Source organism: Lentzea sokolovensis (assembly GCF_033949975.1).
GTDB lineage: Bacteria > Actinomycetota > Actinomycetes > Mycobacteriales > Pseudonocardiaceae > Lentzea > Lentzea sokolovensis.
Map to the genome: position 1 here is coordinate 254,302 of NZ_JAXAVU010000008.1, position 20,164 is coordinate 274,465.

At 67.4% G+C, this 20,164-nt stretch carries 14 protein-coding genes; 6 read left to right on the plus strand and 8 right to left on the minus strand.

What is annotated here, in order from left to right:
* Positions 1–2: 2 nt before the first annotated feature.
* Positions 3–1,280 (minus strand): extracellular solute-binding protein, encoded by a 1,278-nt coding sequence (locus SK854_RS15835; RefSeq protein ID WP_319975857.1) that lies wholly within the window; start codon positions 1,278–1,280, stop codon positions 3–5.
* 79 nt (positions 1,281–1,359) lie between these two features.
* Positions 1,360–2,019: a copper homeostasis protein CutC gene (locus tag SK854_RS15840; protein WP_319975858.1), complete on the minus strand. Its 660-nt coding sequence runs from the start codon at positions 2,017–2,019 to the stop codon at positions 1,360–1,362.
* Positions 2,020–2,376: 357 nt separating this feature from the next.
* Between SK854_RS15840 and SK854_RS15845 the strand changes: the two genes are divergently transcribed.
* Positions 2,377–2,982: an RNA polymerase sigma factor gene (locus tag SK854_RS15845; protein WP_319975859.1), complete on the plus strand. Its 606-nt coding sequence runs from the start codon at positions 2,377–2,379 to the stop codon at positions 2,980–2,982.
* Positions 2,983–2,987: 5 nt separating this feature from the next.
* Entirely contained in the window at positions 2,988–3,464 is a 477-nt protein-coding gene (locus SK854_RS15850; protein WP_169746023.1) for a carboxypeptidase regulatory-like domain-containing protein, read from the plus strand.
* 103 nt (positions 3,465–3,567) lie between these two features.
* Here SK854_RS15850 and SK854_RS15855 read toward each other — a convergent pair whose 3' ends face one another.
* The 5 genes from SK854_RS15855 to SK854_RS15875 form a co-directional block, all read right to left on the minus strand.
* Positions 3,568–3,900 carry a hypothetical protein gene (locus SK854_RS15855; RefSeq protein WP_319975860.1) on the minus strand — a complete coding sequence of 111 codons (333 nt, stop codon included), beginning with the start codon at positions 3,898–3,900 and terminating at the stop codon, positions 3,568–3,570.
* Between the two features lie 189 nt (positions 3,901–4,089).
* Positions 4,090–5,709 carry a chaperonin GroEL gene (groL, locus tag SK854_RS15860; RefSeq protein WP_319975861.1) on the minus strand — a complete coding sequence of 540 codons (1,620 nt, stop codon included), beginning with the start codon at positions 5,707–5,709 and terminating at the stop codon, positions 4,090–4,092.
* A gap of 215 nt (positions 5,710–5,924) precedes the next feature.
* Entirely contained in the window at positions 5,925–7,148 is a 1,224-nt protein-coding gene (locus SK854_RS15865; protein ID WP_319975862.1) for a serine/threonine-protein kinase, read from the minus strand.
* An 82-nt stretch (positions 7,149–7,230) separates the two neighbouring features.
* Positions 7,231–7,437 carry a cold-shock protein gene (locus SK854_RS15870; RefSeq protein ID WP_090014840.1) on the minus strand — a complete coding sequence of 69 codons (207 nt, stop codon included), beginning with the start codon at positions 7,435–7,437 and terminating at the stop codon, positions 7,231–7,233.
* 88 nt (positions 7,438–7,525) lie between these two features.
* Positions 7,526–8,167, minus strand: a complete 642-nt coding sequence (locus tag SK854_RS15875) for an AIM24 family protein (RefSeq protein WP_319975863.1) — start codon at positions 8,165–8,167, stop codon at positions 7,526–7,528.
* Between the two features lie 72 nt (positions 8,168–8,239).
* On the opposite strand from SK854_RS15875, the gene moeA reads away from it, so the two are divergent.
* The 4 genes from moeA (at position 8,240) to pssA (ending at position 12,715) form a co-directional block, all read left to right on the plus strand.
* Positions 8,240–9,436 (plus strand): molybdopterin molybdotransferase MoeA, encoded by a 1,197-nt coding sequence (moeA, locus tag SK854_RS15880; RefSeq protein WP_319975864.1) that lies wholly within the window; start codon positions 8,240–8,242, stop codon positions 9,434–9,436.
* Positions 9,433–10,857 (plus strand): M48 family metallopeptidase, encoded by a 1,425-nt coding sequence (locus tag SK854_RS15885; RefSeq protein ID WP_319975865.1) that lies wholly within the window; start codon positions 9,433–9,435, stop codon positions 10,855–10,857. Before moeA ends, SK854_RS15885 begins: the two co-directional genes overlap by 4 nt.
* A gap of 203 nt (positions 10,858–11,060) precedes the next feature.
* Complete coding sequence (locus SK854_RS15890; protein WP_319975866.1) at positions 11,061–11,756, plus strand: phosphatidylserine decarboxylase; 696 nt, start codon at positions 11,061–11,063, stop codon at positions 11,754–11,756.
* Entirely contained in the window at positions 11,756–12,715 is a 960-nt protein-coding gene (pssA, locus tag SK854_RS15895) for a CDP-diacylglycerol--serine O-phosphatidyltransferase (RefSeq protein ID WP_319975867.1), read from the plus strand. The genes SK854_RS15890 and pssA overlap by 1 nt, the downstream gene beginning before the upstream one ends.
* Before the next feature lie 687 nt (positions 12,716–13,402).
* Here pssA and SK854_RS15900 read toward each other — a convergent pair.
* A complete protein-coding gene (locus SK854_RS15900) occupies positions 13,403–20,155 on the minus strand; it encodes an RHS repeat-associated core domain-containing protein (RefSeq protein WP_319975868.1) in 6,753 nt (2,250 codons plus the stop codon).
* Between the last annotated feature and the right edge of the window lie 9 nt (positions 20,156–20,164).

Sequence of the window (20,164 nt, forward strand, 5' to 3'; positions counted from 1 at the left end):
GCTCACGACGTGAAGGCCGCGTTCATCGTCTTGGCGGCGTCCGCAGTGGCCGTGTCGACGTTCTTCGCGCCGGTGACGATCTCCTGGAGCATCGTCGGCACCACGGTCTGGGCCTCGATCTTCGCCCACGCCGGCGTGACGGGGACGAACTTCGTGCCGGACTGCAGGGTCTTCGTGAACGGCTCCAGGAACTTGTCGGAGTCCGCGACCTGCTTCTGCACGTCGCTGAACGTCGGCAGGTTGCCCATCGCCGTGTACATCTTCTGCTGGTACTTCTTCGACGCGAGCAGCTGCGTGAACTCGTTCGCGAGCGTCTTGCGCTGCGTGCCCTTCATGACGCCGAGCAGGTTGCCCCCGGCGAACGCGGGCGCGACCGAGCCCTTCGTCTTGCCGGGCAGCGGCACGACCCCGTACTTGCCCGCGGCCGAGGAGGCGTCGACGGACTTGCGGTTGAAGTCGCCACCGATGGTCATCGCGGCCTTGCCCGCGCGGAACGCCTCGACGCTCGCGTCACCACCGTTGCCCGCGCAGGTGGCGGGCGGGCAGATGTCGTCCTTGATCAGCTCGGTGTACTTCGCGACACCGGCCTTGGCCTCGGCGCTGTCGATCGTGGCGGTGAACTTGCCGCCGTCGGACTTGGCGATGTCCCCGCCCTGCGCCCAGATGAACGGCAGCGCGGCGAACAGGTACTTGCCGCCGGCCGAGATGCCGATCAGCTCAGGCTTCTTCTGCCGGATCTCACGAGCCGTGGTCGCGATCTCGTCCAACGTCGTCGGCGGCTTGAGGCCGAGCTCGGTGAACACGTCCGTGCGGTAGTACAACGCGCGCACGCCGACGAACCACGGCACGCCGTACGTCTTGCCGTCGACCTTGGCCGTGTCGAGGATCGACGGGACCAGGTCCTTCGACTCGTCCCACTTGCCCAGGTCGAGCTCCGAGAAGCCGCCGGCCGAGACGTAGCCCGCGAGGTCGGTGTTGCCGAACTCGGCGACGTCCGGAGCGCTCTTCGGGTCGCTGAACGCGGCCTTGAAGCGCTCCGCCCGGCTCGACACCTGGATGTACTGGACGTCGACGGTCACGCCGCTGTGCTTGCCCTGGAACTCGGAGATCGCCTCCTTCACCACGGCTTCCTTCGGACCTCGGTTGACCTCGTCGAACAACCAGACCCGCAACTGCCCGGTCTGCTCGTCGGTGCCAGAGTTCGTAGGTCCTGACTGCACCGGTGCGCAGGCGACCACCGCGCCCACGCCCAGCACGGCCACAAGTGCCTTCAGCCTCATCGCGCCCTCCGCATTGCATATAGTGCAACAGCCATTCCACAGGAAGCAACGTGACTGTAGAACGGACCAGGGCAAGGGTCTAGACCAGACGATTCACCCATTCCCGAACTGATGCGAAGTCGACCGGTGAGTCCCAGCCGGACGGACGGACCGCGCTGCCGACGTGAAATCCCTTCACGCCCGCTGCCAGCAGTTCCGGGACGTGACGAGCCTGCAGACCGCCGCCGACGAGCAGTGCGGGAGGCGCCTGGTCGGCCAGTTTCTTCAGGTTCTCGATTCCGTCCTCGACGCCCTTCGCGCTGCCGGCGGCGAGCACCGTGTCGCAGCCGAGGGTCCGCACGATCTCCCAGGACCGGAAGACGTCGTTCGAGTTGTCCAGCGCGCGGTGGAAGGTCCAGGCGCAGCCCTCCAGTTCGGCGAGGAGGTTGAGCGTGACGCCTTCGTCGATCTCGCCCTCCGCGTCGAGGAAGCCGAGGACGAACTCGGTGGCACCGGCCTCCCTGAGCTCCCACGCCTGCCTGCGCAGCTGCCTGAGGTTGCCCGGCGCGAACCCCTGGGCGTCCCTGAGCATCACGCGGATGGGGATGTCCACGGCGCTTCGGACCTCTTTGAAGGTGGCGACCGACGGCGTGAGCCCGTCCGAGGCCATGTCGGCGACCAGTTCGAGCCGGTCAGCGCCTCCCGCCTGAGCGGCGACGGCGTCCTTCACGTCCAGTGCGATCACTTCGAGAATCGGCATGGTCTAGACCATAACGGTCTTTGACGTGTGCTTTCGGGAATCGCGGAGCCTCGTCACCGCTTCGTGCGTCGGAGGCTGTATCTGCTCGCCTGAACCCCGCTCTTTTGGGATGAGCGCTTTGTTCAGGCGTGGAGCACGCGTCAGCCGGTTCGAGGGGTGCCGGCCGGCGCGGGCTCCCACCACTGGCGGCCCGTGACTCGGAGGGGGAATCACGGGCCGCTGGCATACCCGGAGGAAGATGAGGGTCGACCCGGCGGTGATACTGCTCCAATCGAGTGAATTTTGTATCTACCGCCCAGTTAGCCCTTCATGAGTTGGCGGACGGCGCTGACAAGGGCGGCCGATCGGAGGTGCTGCATGGACGAGCTGCACACGGCGGATGACCGTCCGCCGTGGGACGGGCTTGAAGGCACCGAACGGCACGCGATGTGCGTGGAGGCCGCACGTGAGGGCAACCGCAACGCGCTGGACGTCCTGGTGACCGAGCTGACCCCGCTGCTGTGGCACGTCGCTCGCGGCCAAGGCCTGGACAGGGCCGCCGCGGAAGACGTGGTGCAGACCGTGTGGCTGGCGTTCTTGAAGAACATCGAGAACATCAACGAGCCCAAAGCCCTGGTCGGCTACCTGGTGGTCACAACGAGGCGTGAAGCACGCCGAACTTGGACACCCAACAAGCGTGAGACGCACCTGTCCGACGAATACGCCGAACAGCTCGAGTCCGACACCGGCCTGCCGGAGGACGTGACGCTGCTGGACGACCGCGACCGCCGCCTGTGGCTCGCGTTCGGCCGACTGACCACGAGGTGCCAGGAACTGCTCCGACTCACCGTGCTCGCGGGCCGCGCGGAGTACCGGGCAGTCGCCGAGGCACTGGCCATGCCCCACGGCAGCATCGGTCCGACCAGGGGACGGTGTCTGACACTGCTGCGCAACTACCTGGAGACGGAAGGAGGATCGCGGTGAACGAGATCGACCCGCGCGACGACCGCAGGGGCCCTGAGGACACCGCAGTCCTCTCCGAGCTGAACAGGCTCGTCGACGAACTGGACCCGCCACCCGCCGACCTGGTGGACCGAGTGAAGTTCGCGATCGCCCTGGAATCCCTGGACGTGGAGGTCGCGCGCTGGGAGCGGGCCGGATCGTTCGCCGGGGTCCGGGGCGGGCAGACCGGCACGATCACGTTCACGGTCGACAACCTGACGTTGATGGTGAACTTCACCTCGACCGGGTCACGGCACCGGATCGACGGGTGGCTGGTGCCCGCGGGGGAGCACGAGGTCGAGGTGCGGGTCGCCGATCATCAGTCGTCCTGCACGCGGGCTGATGACGGCGGACGGTTCGTGCTGCCCGACGTGCCGGCCGGGACCACGCAGATCCTGGTGCACCTGGTGAATTCTCGTGGAGAGCCCGGGCGGACCGTCGTCACGCCCACGATCATGCTTTGAGCTTCGACTGGGGTTTCTGGGGTTCGCGTCTCTTCGGCTGAGTGACCGGCAACGGCCGGCCGCAGGGATGCCTGCGGCCGGCCGTTGTCCCCCTGGCAGCGACCTAGGACTGAATGCCACCGCTCCCGATGACGACGGCGTTCAACGCACACCACACGGTCGAAACACCACCGTCCGGAACGCGGTCGCCGAAGTGGCGGTACACGAACCCGCTGTCCGTGCGCTTGCACTCGACGAAGCCGGTGAAGTAGCCGAGGCCGTTGCACCTCACTTTGGCACCACGGTGGCCTTCGCCGCCGGTGACGAGCTGTGCACTGCAGTTGGCCTGCACCGACACCTCGCCGGACGGTGCCGCGGACGCCGGCGCCGCGAGCCCTGCGAATCCCCCGATCGCAATGGCCGACGCCGCCAGAACAGTTGCGTATTTCGCCTTCATGAAACCCCCCTCTTCGTGGATCAGTCCTTGCGGGACTGGTCTCATCCTTTCGGCAGGGCGGTTCTCCGGACAGATCACCGACCGGTCACGTGTGACCTGTCGGCGATTTCCTTTCCTCCGGCCCGAAATGCCGAAAGGCCCGGCTCGCCGAAGCGAACCGGGCCGATCAGAGGATTCAAGCGGTAGGACTCAGAAGTCCATGCCGCCGGCGTCCGGCGCGGCGGGCGCGGCGTTCTTCTCCGGCTTGTCCGCGACGACGGCTTCCGTCGTCAGGAACAGGGCGGCGATGGACGCGGCGTTCTGCAGCGCGGAACGGGTGACCTTGGCCGGGTCGATGATGCCGGCCTTGATCAGGTCCTTGTACTCGCCGGTCGCGGCGTCCAAGCCCTCGCCAGAGGGGAGGGACTTGACGCGCTCGACCACGACGCCGCCTTCGAGGCCGGCGTTGACGGCGATCTGCTTCAGCGGAGCCTCGACGGCGACCCTGACGATGTTGGCGCCAGTGGCCTCGTCGCCCGTGAGCTTCAGGCCCGCGAAGGCGACCTCGGCAGCCTGAAGCAGCGCGACGCCACCACCGGCGACGATGCCCTCTTCAACGGCGGCCTTGGCGTTGCGGACCGCGTCTTCGATGCGGTGCTTGCGCTCCTTGAGCTCGACCTCGGTGGCCGCGCCCGCCTTGATGACGGCGACGCCGCCGGCGAGCTTGGCGAGGCGCTCCTGGAGCTTCTCGCGGTCGTAGTCGGAGTCCGACTTCTCGATCTCGGCGCGGATCTGGTTGACGCGGCCCTGGATCTGCTCGGCGTCACCGGCACCCTCGACGATGGTCGTCTCGTCCTTCGTGACGACGACCTTGCGGGCCTTGCCCAGCAGCGAGATGTCGGCGTTCTCCAGCTTCAGGCCGACGTCCTCCGTGATGACCTGGCCACCGGTGAGGGTGGCGATGTCCTGGAGGATGGCCTTGCGGCGGTCACCGAAGCCGGGCGCCTTGACGGCGACGGACTTGAAGGTGCCACGGATCTTGTTGACGACCAGGGTCGCCAGGGCCTCGCCCTCGACGTCCTCCGAGATGATCAGCAGCGGCTTGCCGCCCTGCATGACCTTCTCGAGGAGCGGGAGCAGGTCCTTGACCGTGGAGATCTTGGAGCCGAACAGCAGGATGTACGGGTCCTCGAGGGTCGCTTCCTGACGCTCGGGGTCGGTCACGAAGTAACCGGAGATGTAGCCCTTGTCGAAGCGCATGCCCTCGGTGAGCTCCAGCTCGAGCCCGAGGGTGTTGCTCTCCTCGACGGTGATGACGCCTTCCTTGCCGACCTTGTCCATCGCCTCGGCGATGAGCTCGCCGATCGTGGGGTCAGCGGCGGAGATGGACGCGGTAGCAGCGATCTGCTCCTTCGTCTCGATCTCCTTGGCGTTCTTCAGGAGCTGCTCGGCAATGGCCTCGACGGCCTGCTCGATGCCGCGCTTGAGGCCGAGCGGGTTCGCACCCGCGGCCACGTTGCGCAGGCCCTCGCGGACCAGAGCCTGTGCCAGCACCGTCGCGGTGGTGGTGCCGTCACCAGCGACGTCATCGGTCTTCTTCGCGACCTCCTTGACGAGCTCGGCCCCGATCTTCTCCCACGGGTCCTCGAGCTCGATCTCCTTCGCGATGGAGACACCATCGTTGGTGATGGTCGGCGCGCCCCACTTCTTCTCGAGCACGACGTTGCGGCCCTTGGGGCCGAGCGTCACCTTGACGGCGTCAGCGAGGATGTTCATCCCGCGCTCGAGACCGCGACGGGCTTCCTCGTCGAACGCAATCATCTTGGCCATTGCGGTGTGTTCCTCCGCCTATGTGGTTTCTGGGCCACTGCGAGCGCATGCCCGCAGCGGAACACGATGCGCGTGGCCAGGCTCGGTGCCCGCGACGGACGACCCCGGAGGGCCTCACCGTCCCAGCCTCACTGCTTTTTGGCACTCGATGGAGCCGAGTGCTAGTTCGTGTTTAGCACTCGGGCACGGCGAGTGCAAGCGAACCCAGGCGACTCTCAGCGGGAAGTGCGCACCGGCACAGAGGTCGGCAGCGGCTTGTTCGAGGTCGTCTCGTCGCCGATGTTCAGCGACGGCGCGGAGCTCGTCTTGGGCTGACGTGCGGGCTCGTCGCCCGGCGACAGGATCACCACCACGATGATGATCACCACGATCGCCACCGCGGCCGCGATGACCGGCGCGAACCACGCGGGGCGTTCTTTCTTGCCGGCCGTGAACGCGCTCACACCCACCTGGTTCGGCGGGCGCAGCCGGACCGGGTCCGACAGGGGCTGCTGGTAGCCGCCGGGCTGGTACTGGCCCTGCTGGACCGGCATCGGCCCGGACATAGGCGCTTGAGCGGGGAACGAGCCGGACTGCGGCCCGAGTTGAGCGGGAGCCGAGCCCTGCGCGACTCCGGCGAGAGCGACGCGGGCGGCGTTGATGAGCTCGGCGCAGTTCGCGTACCGCTGCGACGGGTCCTTCGAGGTGCCCTTGCGGATCACGTCGTCGATGGCCGGCGGCAACGCCACGACCTGCGACAACGCGGGAACGACGCTGCCGAGGTGGCCGTGGATGACCTCCTGCACGCCGCCCTGGAACGGCGGGCGGCCCGACAGGCAGGCGAAGATCATGCAGGCGAGCGCGTACTGGTCGGTGCGGCCGTCGACGGGCTCCCCGCGCAGGTGTTCCGGCGCCGCGTAGGTCGGCGAGCCGAGGAAATCACCCGTTCGGGTGCGGTGGCCGGTGGCGCCGCGGCGGGTGAGGCCGAAGTCGGCGACGTAGACGTGCTCGCGCACGCCTTCCTTCTGGGTCACCAGCACGTTGGCGGGCTTCACGTCGAGGTGCACGAGGCCCTTGCCGTGCAGCATGTCGAGCGCCTCGGCCACCTGGGCGAGCAACGACAACGTGCGCGCGGGGGTGAGCGGCCCCTCCTTGATGTGCCCGGACAGGTCCTGGCCGTCCACGAGCCGCATGGCGATGTAGAGCAGGCCGTCGACCTCGTCGAAGTCGTACAGCGGCACGATGTTCGCGTGATCGATCGCGGAGGTGTTGCGCGCCTCGTCGACGAACCGCTCGCGGAACTCCGCGTCGGGCGCGAGGTGCTCACCGATGACCTTGAGCGCGACCTTCCGGCCGAGCCTCACGTCCGTGGCCCGGTACGTCACGCTCATGCCACCGCGACCCAGCACACCGTCGATCCGGTAATGGGCGATTCGCCGTCCGCTCAGGTCCTCCGACACGCAAGGCAGCCTAACGTCCGGCCGGATCGGCTTGCCTCGGGTTGGCCGAAGCCGTGATCAGAGTGACGTCTGGCCGGGTCGGCTAGCTGGCTCGGCGCACGTCCGACGCCTGGCTGCGCCCGTCTCGCCCCGCCTGCACCTCGAACTCGACCCGGTCGCCTTCCGAGAGAGTCCGGAAGCCTTCCATCTGGATCGCCGAGTAGTGCACGAACACGTCGGGCCCGCCATCGGTCGCGATGAAGCCGTATCCCTTTTCGGAGTTGAACCACTTGACGGTACCGAGAGCCAAGACGTCCTCCTTCAGATCACGCATCTCACGCAAAGCGCAGAGAGCAACGCTAAAAGAAGAAATCTCACGCGGATACCTCCTTACGGAGTCATGAACGAGAGCTGACTCCGTTGGCGCGCAACCAGGTGGTGAGCCTGCGGGGCCCGCGCGTCTGCGTCAGCACGGCACCGGGACCGGCGAAGTCGAACACCAGGCCCTCACCGGTCTGAATGGATTGCACGCCATCGGGCACGGACGGCCGGAGACGGCATTGCACCGTGTCCGCGAACGCCACGACGTGATCGCTGCTGATGGTCACCGCTTCCCCGGCTTCCAGCGTCACGAGGTCGAGCGCGCCGTAACAGGCGAGCACCACGGCGCCCTTGCCGTGCGCGTAGTTCATGAAGCCCTCGACGCCTCCGAAGATCGCCTGCATCGGCGGCGCCTCGGGGTTCATCGCCACCGTGCTGCTCGACGCGATCCAGCTGTGCCGGGCGAGGCACCAGCCGTACGCCCCGTCGAGCTCGATCTGGTGCAGGTCGCCGGGCAGCACCGGGGCCGCGTCGATCCAGCCGCCCTCCGCGCCCGCCGTGCACAGCGCCACCGCCTTCGCGCCCGCGCCCTTCACCTCGACCGTGAGCCCGTAGCTCGTGGCCGCGATGGTCAGCGGGTCGGCCAGCACCGCCTCGCCGGGCGCGAGGACGAGTCTCGCCACGCCGAACGTCGGTGTGTGCCTGGTCCGGACCTGCACGAACAACACCTCCGGGAAGGAAACGAGGCAAAGCGGCCGTCACGAGCACCGCGACGTTGGCAGTATGCAGTCGTGTCCCCCACCACTGTCGCCGAACACCGCCAGCGCGTCGCGGAGCTCGTCGGGTCGATGCCCGTGCTGCAGCTCCCGCTCGACGAGTGCCTCGGACTCGTGCTCGCCGCCGACGTCATCGCGCCGCTCGACCTGCCGCCGTTCGACAACTCCGCGATGGACGGGTACGCGGTGCGGGCGGCTGACCTCAGACGAGACGAGACGGTCCGTCTCGTCGTGGAGGACGACATCCCCGCGGGCCGGACCCAGCTCAACCCGCTGACGCCCGGCACCGTGCAGCGGATCATGACCGGTGCCCCGCTTCCGCCCGGCGCGGACGCGGTGGTCCAGGTCGAGTGGACCGACGGCGGCACGGAGACCGTGACGATCAACCGGGCCGTGGCACCCGGCCAGAACATCCGCACCGGCGGCGACGACGTGCGCAAGGGCGACGCGGTGCTGGCCGCGGGCACGGTGCTGCGCCCGTCCACGCTCGGTCTCGCCTCCGCCCTCGGCTTCCCCGAGCTGCCGGTGCGCCGCCGTCCGCGGGTGCTGGTCCTGTCGACGGGCTCCGAGCTGGTCGAACCGGGCAAGCCGCTGCAGCCGGGGCAGATCTACGAGTCGAACGGCATGATGCTCGCCTCGTCCGTGCGGGACGCGGGCTGCGTCGCCGTGCAGCTGCGGTTCGTGCCGGACGACGTCGAGGAGTTCCACCGCGCGCTGGCGCCGTACCTCGGTTCGGTGGACGTGATCATGACGTCCGGCGGGGTCAGCGCGGGCGCGTACGAGGTGGTCAAGGACGCTTTCGCGAGCCACGACGTGCAGTTCACCAAGGTCGCGATGCAGCCGGGCGGGCCGCAGGGCTCCGGTCGCTACAAGGGCGTGCCGGTGCTGTCGCTGCCGGGCAATCCGGTGAGCGCGCAGGTGTCGTTCGAGGTGTTCGTGCGGCCGGCGCTGCTCGCGTCCATGGGCCACACGCAGCCGGAACGCCACACGGCGCGAGCGACCATCACGACTCCTCTCACCTCTCCGGCGGGGAAGACGCAGTTCCGGCGCGGCCTGCACGACCCGTCGTCCGGCGAGGTCGTGACGCCCGTCGGCGGGCCGGGGTCGCACCTGCTGTCGGCGCTCGCGCTGTCGAACTGCCTGATCGAGGTGCCCGAGGACGTCACGGAGCTGGCGGCGGGGGCCGAGGTCACCGTCCGACACCTCCAATGAGAGCGGCACTGGCCCTGGTGATGCTCGCCGGGTTCTTCGTGCTCGCGCTGGGCCTCACCGTGTTGCTGGGCGTTCTCGCCTACGTCCTGTTCGACCGGGGTGACGTCGAGGGCGGGGCGTTCCTCACCGCGTTGACGCTCGTCGTCGGCGGGCCGTCGCTGTACGCGATGGTCAGGGCGTTCTGGGCCCGGCCGCGGCCGACCGGCGTCCCGCTGACCCGCGCGACGCACCCGGAGCTGTGGCGGCACGTCGACGAGCTGGCCGTGCTGGCGGGCACCCGCAGCCCTGACGACATCCGGCTCGTCAACGAGGCGAACGCGGGCGTGTGGGAACGCCACGGCACGCGCTACCTGGAGCTGGGCCTGCCGTTCGTGGCCGGCATGACGATCGGTGAGCTGCGGTCGGTGGTCGCCCACGAGCTCGGTCACTACGGCGGTGGCCACACGCAGGTGTCGGCGGTGACGTTCCGCGCGAAGCTCGCCCTGGGCATGGTGATCGGGCAGGGCAGCTACCTGTCCGCCGTCCTCTACGCGTGGGCGAGGCTGTACGCGCTGGTCGCCGCCTCGGAGAGCCGCAAGCACGAGCGGTTCGCCGACGAGGTGTCCGTGGCGGCGGCCGGGGCGGAGGCGACGGCGCGGTCGTTGCTGCGCGGCGGCCCGCTCGGCGAGGCCTGGAACGAGTACCTGCGCTGGTACGTCTCGCTGGCCGTGCTGGCCGGGCGCACACCGCCGTTGCTGGAGGGCTTCCGCTCCTATCTGAACCACCCGCGGCGCGTGCACCAGCTGCGCGAGATCGAACCGCTGATGGCCGCGCAGGAACCGTCGTCGATCTTCGACAGCCATCCGCCGATCCGCGAGCGGGTCGCCACGATCAGGCAGCTCTCCCCGTTCTCCGGCGGCGTGACGGAGGCGGTCGACGAACGGCGTGCGTGGTCGCTGCTCGACGGCACCCCGCCCGAGGCCGTCGCGGCGCTGGTCGGGGTGCAGGGGCCGCCGATCACCTGGCAGGAGCTCGCGCCGCTGGCCGGGCCGGTGCTCGTGCGCCGCTACGCAGACGCGCTGCGGCACGCAGGCCGGGTGAGCAAGGTCGGCGAGACGCTGGCGGACGTGCTGGCGGCGTTGTCCCGTGCCGAGCTGCACAAGCTGACGGGAGCCCCGGTGGACGCGTCGCTGACCCCGGAGCAGGTGCACGACGCCGCCGTCGAGGCCGTGACGGAACTACTCGGTTGCATGGTGTCTGACCTGCTTGTGACGACTAACCGCGCGACGCTGGAACTCAACTGGGGCGGACTGTTCGTCCTGCGCACGAGCGACGGAGCTGCGGTCTACCCGGAAGACCTGGTCGCCCCCGCCGTCCGTGACGCTAACAAGGTGGCAGAGGTGCGTTTCAGGCTGCAGAACCTCGGCGTCGACGGACTGTGACGGAACGCTCACCCAGCGACGTTGTTCACGCCATGTGACGGGGATTACACTGCCCGCAGGTGCCGGTCGGCCCGCGCATTCGTCGGGGGATGCACGGGCCGACCGGCCACTTGTCTTTCCGGCAGTCCCGACGGGCGGTTTGGCGTGTTGCCGTAGCGTGTTGGCGCCCGACAACTCACGGAAGCTACGGACCCCCAGACACGATGAGCAGCGAGAAGCCCGTCTCCCACTTCCTCGAACTCGCGCGCGGCATGGTGCCGCCGATGCACCCGGCAGGCCGCCCGTTCGTGGCCGCCGCGGCGATCGCGACCCTCCTCGTCCGGCTGCGCTTCAAGCGCCTGGGCGTAGTCCTCGCCCTGGTCACGGCGTGGGTGGCGTGGTTCTTCCGCGAGCCGAAGCGCGTGACGCCGACCCGTCCGAACCTCGCAGTGGCCCCGGCCGACGGCACCGTCTCGCACGTGGTCGACGCCGTCCCGCCCGCCGAGCTCGGCCTCGGCACCACGCCGATGACGCGCGTCAGCGTGTTCCTCTCGGTGTTCGACGTGCACGTGCAGCGCGTGCCCGCGGACGGCGAGATCGTCCAGGTCTCGTACCACCCCGGCAAGTTCCTCTCGGCCGACCTCGACAAGGCCTCCGAGGAGAACGAGCGCAACACCGTGTGGCTGCGCACCGTCGACGGCCACGACCTCGTCGTCGTGCAGATCGCCGGCCTGGTCGCCCGCCGCATCGTGTGCGAGGTCGCCGAGGGCGAGAAGGTCACCGCCGGCCAGACCTACGGCCTGATCCGCTTCGGCTCGCGAGTGGACCTCTACGTGCCGCGCGGCAGCCGCGTCCTGGTCGAAGCCGGCCAGCGCACCATCGGCGGCGAGACCGTCCTCGCCGAGCTCCCGGAAGCCTGATGGCTCCCAGCGGGCCCAGCGTCCGCCTGCTGCCGAACGCGATCACGGTCCTGGCCATGTGCTCGGGCCTGTCCGCGGTGCACTTCGCGAACGTCGGCATGTGGGGCGCGGCCATCGCCTCGATCGCGGCGGCCGCCGTCTTCGACGGCCTGGACGGCCGCATCGCCCGCATGCTGGACGCGACGTCGAAGATGGGCGCGGAGCTGGACTCGCTGGCCGACGCCATCTCGTTCGGCGTGGCGCCGGCCCTCGCGATCTACCTGTGGAAGTTCGAGGGCAACCGCGCGGGCTGGGTCATCGCGCTGATCTTCGCGGTCTGCATGGTGGTCCGCCTCGCCCGCTTCAACACGTTGCTGGAGAAGGAACAACCGCCGTTCGCGAAGGAGTTCTTCGTGGGCGTCCCGGCTCCGGCCGGTGGGTTGTTGTTGCTCCTGCCCCTCATCATCGAGGAGCAGGTCCGCACCGCCGGCTGGTGGAACAACTCCTACGTCGTGGCCGCGTGGACCGTCTTCGTCGCGGTGCTGCTGGTGTCGCGGATTCCGACGCTGTCGGTGAAGACGGTGAAGGTGCCGCCGCGTGCCGTTGCTCCTTTGCTGGTGGCGGTGGGCCTATTGGCGGCCGCAATCATCACCTATCCGTTGGTGGCATTGATCATCGCGATGGTGGTGTACCTCGGGCACCTGCCCTATTCGGTGCGGCGGTACATGTGGCTGTCGAAGCATCCGGAGGCTTGGACCGTCACCGGGGCTGACCGGCGTGCCATCAAGCGGGCGCACGGGGTTGCGGCTCGTCGGCTTGGGCTGCGTCAGCCTTTGCGCGGGCGTGTGGCTGGTGCGGCGGCTCGGGCCGTTCGCCGGCCTCGGCGTGAAGGATCGCCGATGGAGGGTTCCACACCCTCCACGAACGGGCGTCGTCGTTCGTGGAGACAGCTGGGCTTGAGGCGTCAGCAGAAGCCCTGATTGATTTCCCGAACAGACCGAGGGCCGGACACGACGATCGTGTCCGGCCCTCAGCATTCCACACTGGAAACTGGCAATCCAATCACGCATCTCCGGTGGATCCACTACCCATTCGTATTACAGCCTCGGCTGCGTTCCTGCCACGAGTTCGTTTGTTCCAAACGCCCTAAAAACGAAGACGACCAGCGTTAGCTAGCGCACAACTTCAAGTGGCCCCGCTCCTTCAAACACATGCCGCAACCGCGCTACCGAGCCCGACCTCCTCATTCAACGAGCTCGGCGACAAGACCTGCTTCCAGAACGCCAAATATGGCCAAATCCAAAAAAGTGGCCCGGACACCGCCTTCGCATCCGAGCCACTTCGTCTGGAATAGTTCTTGCAACTCCTAACGGCTACACCAACTGGCAACCGACAGCACAGCCGAACTATTCTCTCGACACACTCCGACCAAGATTAACCGCTTGCGCCCTTCGATTTTGGAATGTACTCCTCCGCGGATTCTTCATCCTCCCAAAAAACCCACAAGCGCCCACACGTCGGACAGTGCAGAGCCAACTTCGACAACCCGAAGAGGTTCACAGCATCAGACTCTACGTCGAATTCACGGCGCGAGATCAAAAACATACTGCCGTCAGGATCATCATCCCGAAGGATGGTGTCACAGCGACAAATCATCTTGGCCATGGCTACCCACCCATGAATTCAACACCGCTGATCTCCTGCTTCTTCCAGCTGCGAATCATCCCATTCACTCTGCCGAGCGCATTACCGAAGTCGCCAGCCGAGAGTCCCGTCCCAGCCAGGTTGACGATCACTCCGCCTCCGTGCACTTGGGAATGCTTCTTGGCCACACCCGTGAGGATGTGCTTTACAGAATCACTCGTCGGCGTATACACGTCCCAGTTCACTCCGTCAACCACGAGGTCGCTTGTCAGCTTGCCCTTCCTCGTCCCAACAGGATCGCGAAGAACCACATTACGACCGCCAGCAGCCATGTGCTCCGCAGCCGCTACCTCGGACTCCGACGCCCGTGTCGCCGGCACACGGAGAGACCCCAGTTCGGGCCCCGCGATGAGTTCACCAGCGTCTCCACAGTTGTGGGAAAGAACCGCAGTGCTACCCGCAAGTACGTGATAGGTATGAGCACCGCTGACTGTCAGGTTGTGGACGCGCTGCTTGGCAGTCCACTGCCGCACCTGGACGACCTGAACCCAGGTACCCGCCGAGGTCTGGAGCCAGGTACCGGCGACGAGCTTTTCAGCCGTCACCCATTCCTTGATCTCCGGCAGCCAGAACGGGTGCCCATCTGTAGCGACGATCTTCTCGTCCTGACCGGCGATCGTCAGCTCGACGAGATTCTTGAAACCGTCGCCGACGATGGTCCGCACCACGTCTTGAGCCTGGCTCAGACCAGCCTCCGCATCAGTTGCGAGAACCTGATCGCCGACCTCGATCTCTTCGATGGCTTTCGAAGAGCCGTCCGCCATCAAGACGCGAGTGCGCGGTTTGAAGCTGTTGCCGGTCTTGCACGACACCACATCCAAGGCCGCGACCGCGTCCTCGACCGCTTCTTCGGCCTTCTCCTCGACCCGACGCAACCGCTTCCCGAAGTCAGCGATCTTGTCCATGATCCTGTTGGCCTTGACGATCGCACTCACGATCCGTGCGCCAGCCTGCAAAATCTTGAACGCTTTCGCCGCCGGCACCAAACTCACGCAGGCGAGGATGTCGAAGTTCGTGAAGCAGTCCTTGACGTCGTTGATGCCCGTGAGGTCCATCAACAGGTCAGGAAGCTCCGCAACAACGACGTCCCACCACGTCTGCGTGTTGTTGGCCTCGCGCAAGTACTCCTCGTACTTGTCCTTGCCACCGGCAGCGGCATAGCGGGCCTGCTGCGCCGCGTTGTGCGCCGCCTGAGCCTTCGCCCGCTTCTTGTACGCTTGCGGGAAGGCCTGGGCGAGGCCCGCCTCCTCCTCTGCCGGCGGATTGCCGATGATGGTGCCGCCACCGCGCATGTCGATGCCCCAGCTGTGGCCGCTTCCGTCGTGGCCACCCTCCAGGTACATGCCCGACGGGTCGGAGAAGGTCACCGGGTTGTTGTTGCTGTACGAGTAACCGTTGACCTGCTGCGGGTTCGCGACGTTCATGATCGGGTCGTCGGCCAGGAAGCGGCCCGTCGCCGGGTCGTACTCACGGGCACCGAGGTGCGTCAGGCCCGACGAGTCCCTTGTGCCACCGACAAATCCCTTGTCGTCCGGCCAGGCGCCGCCGTTGGGGCCGCGGGCCTTGCCGAACGGGTCGAAGTACTGGCGCTGGTAGGACAGGCCGTTGGCCTTCACCGAGATGGTGGGCGTGCCCTGGTGGTTGCCCACCTGGAACGACACCTCGCCGCTCGACGTGCGCATCGCCACGATGTTGCCGCCGTGGGCGTAGTAGCGCTTGCCGGACACCGTGGTCGTGGTGGTGTCCAGGACCAGTTCCATGCCCTCGGGCAGGTACAGCGTCGTGCGGCCGGGCTCGCGCTTGATCAGGCGGCTGCCGCTGGCGCTGTAGAGGTACGTCGACTCCTTGCCGGAGGCCTCCACGACCTTGGAGGTGTGACCTTCGACGTCGTAGGTGATCGACTGCGTGTTGCCGGCGATCTTGCGGGTGCTGGTGTTGCCGGTCTTGTCGTAGCCGAACTCGTCGCGGGCGGTGCCGGACGGGCCGGTCTCGTCGATCGAACGCACCACGTGCGGCTGGTTGGCCGGGTCGTAGTTGTACTTGCGCTCCACGACGTTCGAACCGCTGATCGTGCGTTCCTTGGTGCGGTTGCCGATCGCGTCGTACTCGTACTCGTGGTTGTACGGCGCCCCACCACCGACGGCCGTCGACGTGCAGTCACCGGACAGCGGCGTGAACGCCTTGGTCAGCCTGCGCAGGTTGTCGTAGCGGAAGCACTGCGTGTCCCGCGCGGTGGTGTCACTCGGCTCGTCGGAGATCCGGGTGATGTTGCCGCCGAGGTCGTAGGAGTACTTCTGGTTGGAGATGCGCCAGTCGGTGTCCTTCGAACGGTCCACAATGGCCTGTTCGAGGCGGCGGTTGCCCTCCTCGTAGTAGTTCGTCATCCACAGCTGGTTGACGCTGTCGGCCTCGCCCAGGCTCAGGCGCAGGGTCTCGCCGAACTTCGAGTAGACCTGGTCGTTGACGTACGTGCTCAGACCGCCGGTCTTCACCGGTGCGCCCTGGTCGTTGTAGAACGTCGACACCCGTTCCTGCGGCAGGCCGCCGGCGGCGGGTGACAGCACCGACTGCGGAGCACCCGCGACCGGCGTGTAGTCACGCGTGAACTTGTACGTCCTGCCCAGGGCGCCTTCGGTCGCCGGGATGACGACCTCGGTGTCGCGGACGCGGCTGAACTGGTCGTACCGCGTGACGCGCTCGATGTAGGCCTGGCCACCGGAGTAGCGGGTGGACGAGTCGAGCAGGCCCTTCTTCCTGGCGTCGTAGGCCCACTCGGCGAGCGTGGTGGTGCCGGACAGCATCTTGGTCTTGCGACCGAGCTGGTCGTACTCGACCGAGACCGAACGGCCTTCGCTGTCGGTCGTCTTCACGGCCTGGTCGAGCGCGTTGTACTCGACGGTGGACGAGCCGCGGTCCGGGTCGGTCTGCTTCTTCTGCCGGCCCAGCAGGTCGTACTCGTACGACCACTTGTTGCCCGCCGGATCGGTGACCTCGACCAGCTGGCCCTTGAAGTTGTACTTCGTCTTCGTGACGTCCGCGCCGACACCGTTGTGCTGGATGCGCTCGAGCTCACGGCCGTGCGCGTCGCTGACCACCGTGGTCGGGATCTGGCCAGGCGGCGGTGTCACATGTACGCGGTCGCCCGCGTACACCGTGGTCGTGTCCCACTGCTTGGTGCCGAACTTGTGGTACGCCACGCTGACCGGGCGGCCCAGCTTGTCGAACTTGGTGATCTCCTGGTTGGGCACCTGGACGTCGGCGACGACGAACAGCTTGCCGTCCGGCGCCTGCTGGTTGAAGTAGGCGGCCGACGTCTTGGTGACCAGGCCACGCGAGTCGAAGAACGTGTCGGAGATGATCCGCCCGAGCTCGCCCGCCTTCTGCTCACCGTCCGGGACCTGGGTCTGACGCATGCGCATCAGGCCGTCGTAGATCTTGTACGAGACGTTGTACTGCTGGTCGCTCTCACGCAACGACTTCGAGACCTCGACGACGGTCGCGGTCGCCTCGTCGTAGATGTACTCGTTCTGCGTGCTCGCGCTCAGATCGCGTTCACGGTGAGGCAACCACGTGGCCGTCAACCGGCCCAGCGAGTCGTACTTCGCGTCGACCCGCTCACCGTTCGGTCCGACCGTCGCGACGGGCACTCCCAGCGCCGGGTCGTACTCGACGACCGAGGCGTGGCCCTTGGCGTTGGTGGTGGTCACCTTGCGCGTCGGGAAGCCGAACGCCGGCTCCATGGTCGTGGTCGTCTCGCCGAGCGCCGGGTCGGTGGTCTTCTTGACCCTGCCGTAGACGTCGTACTCGGTGGTGGTGACCGCCTGGTACTGGCGTGGCGTGGTCCGCTCGCCGTTCCAGCGGGACGCGGTCGTGACGAGGCCCTTGGTCGGGGCCGCGCCGGACAGCTGGCCGTCGAACGCGGAGATCGTGTCGCTGACGGTGTTGTCGTCCGTCATCGGCACGTCGCACTTGGCGGCATAGGTGAGGATGCGGCTCGCGTAGGTCCACATCCACGCGGCTTCGTTGGGCGCGTACGTGGTGAGCGTGCACTTCTCGTCACCGGTGACGTTCACGTCACCCTCGTCCTCGACCTTGGTGGCCTGGCCGTGGGCATCGTCGAACGTCGTGCTCGCCCGCTTGGTCCGCCACTGGTCGGTGCCGACCGAGGTCTTGGTCGTCACCGACTTCGTGTTGAGCAGGGACGCCTTGTCCTCGCCGTTCTCGGCGGTGGGAGGCGAGATCCACGGTTCGCTCGTGGTCTTCGTGTGGACCTTGTCCCCGTTGTAGGACAACGACTTCCACTCGACGCCCTTGACCCGCTCGACGTCCTCGATCCGGTCGCCGTCGTACTCGACCCACGCGTCGCGCTTGCCACCACCGGGCATGGTGTCGCCGTCCATGCCGCGCAGGAAGATCTTCTCGCTGACCAGCCGGTCCGGCTCGTTGGTGTCACCGACGATCGTGCGGACCTTGTTGTAACCACGCCACTGCGACCACGTCCGGTACTTCGGGTCGCCGAAGTCGTTCTCGTCGTAGTGCCACAGCGAGGCGTTGCCGATGCTCTCGTACTCGTAGTAGGTCTTCGTCTGCTCGCTGAGCTGACGGACCCGGTCGTCCACGATCACCGCGCGCACGACGTACTTGTGGAACCAGTGCAGCTGCGGCTCCAGCGCGCCTTCCGGCGTCCAGTACGACGGGAAGCAGCGCATGGTGTTCTCGTGCGCGTTCGCCAGGGTCGGCATGCGCTGACCCGGAACGCAGTCCGCGCCCGTGTACTCGACCTCGGTGATGCCGCCGGCCTCGTGCTGCACGCGCTTGATCCGGCCGCGCAGCAGCGGCGGGTACACGTCGCTGATGCCGTCGACCCGGTTCGCCATCGTGATGCGCTCGAACTTCGTCGAGGGCAACGACTTCGGCTGTCCTTCGACGGCGAGCCCGGTGTGCTTGATGCCGTCGAGCCACATCGCCGGGTCGAGACCGTCCTGGGACGGCGGGAACGACTGCTCGAGCTCCCACTGGTCGACCGGACGCCACTCGGCGGCCACGCCCTCCTTGCGCACCTGCGTGGTGATCTTCGACAACCGCAGCCGCGTGAAGAACGTCGGTGAGTACTGGTTCTCACACCGCGCGCCGGGCGCGCAGATCTGGTCGAACGGCACGTCCGGCCACTGCTTCGCGTTCTCCTTGGTCAGCTTGGCCGGGGCGCAGTCGAAGCCGGAGGACGGGATGCACCGCTCCGAGTAGTGGAACTGCACCTGACCCGGTGCCGGGGCGTTCTCGTCGGAGTTGTGCAGCCCGTAGTCGATGCGCTGCAGGTGACCGGCCCGGTCGTACTCCTGGCCGTCGCCGGCGTCGAGGTTGCGGCCGTAGCGGTTCTTCTCGACCTGGTAGTAGAACCGGGTGACGTTGCCCTTCGGGTCGACCATGTAGTCGACGTTCCAGCGCCACGCCTGACGGCACGACAGGTCCTTGAACTGCTTGCCGGCCTGCCAGCACTGGTCGCCGGCGTGGTTGCCGAACACCGGCACCGTCCACGTCGACTCCGCCTCGCGCGAGCCCAGGAAGTACTGGGTTCCGTTCGGGGTCGTGACCTTCCAGTACTCGCCGTTGTTGTCACCACCGGCGACAGGCGTGCGGTAGAGGCGTTCGATCTTCGAGCCGTCGTCGTTCTTGGCCCGCCACGTCTCCGTGTTGCCGATCCGGACGAGCTCCGAGGAGATGCCGGCGAGCTGGACGGTCGCGTTGTCGGTCACCCAGCACAGGTCAGCCGTCTTCTGCTGGCCGATCGCCGCGTTCAGGTCCTCGCCGCAGCTCTTGTAGCGGCGCTCGATGAACCCGCCGCCGCTGAGGTCCCAGCCGTCACCGGAGGGCGACGCCTGGTTGTTCGTCGCGCTGGTGCGGCCGTCCACACCACCGGACGAGTAGCCCAGACCCACGCTCGGCGCGGCGCCGCCGACCGAGCCCGGCAGCTTGATCGGGTAGTTGAAGGTGAAGTCACCACTCGAACCACCCGCCGACCAGCTGCCCGCCGGCGACAGCGACGTCGCCTGGAAGGAGCCACCGGCACCGCCGGCAGCCGGCTCGGCCGCCAGCACCATCGCACCCGCGGAAGGAGCGAGGTCGGTGGCCGTCAGCTTCTTGTTCTTGATGTCGTTGCGGGACGCGACGGGGGTGCGCTTCTTGCACTCCGCCTTGTCCGGGGTGGACAGTGCGCACTCCGGCAGCTGCACCAGCCGCAGGCGCGAGCCGTAGTCACCGCCGTAGGCGTGCTCGAAGCCCGAGTAGTCGACCTGCACCGACGTCTTGCCGGGGGACTTCCCGGCCTTGTCGGACACCTTGAGCACGACACCGGCCACGCCGGCCTTGGCCGAGGTGTCCTGGTTGAACGTCTCGACCTGGACGGGGGCCGCATCGGGCTTGCTGACCTCGACCGGGGACGCGCCGGCCTTGCGGAAGCCGCCTTCCGCGGCCACCTCGGACTTGGTCGCCGCGGGCCAGGTCACCTTCGGGGTGGGCTGGTTGTTCGCCGTGATCTGGGTGACGGGGCGCAGCTTCGCGGGCTCGCCGGGGACGTTCTTCTCGGTCTGGGTGTCGGGTTTCTTGGCGTCTCTGCCCGTGGGCTGGGCGATCGCCGGCATCGGGGAGACGACACCGGCGATCATGACCCAGCCCAGCGCTACGGCAAGGACGCGCGACCACCGTTTGTGGTTACGCATGAACTTCCT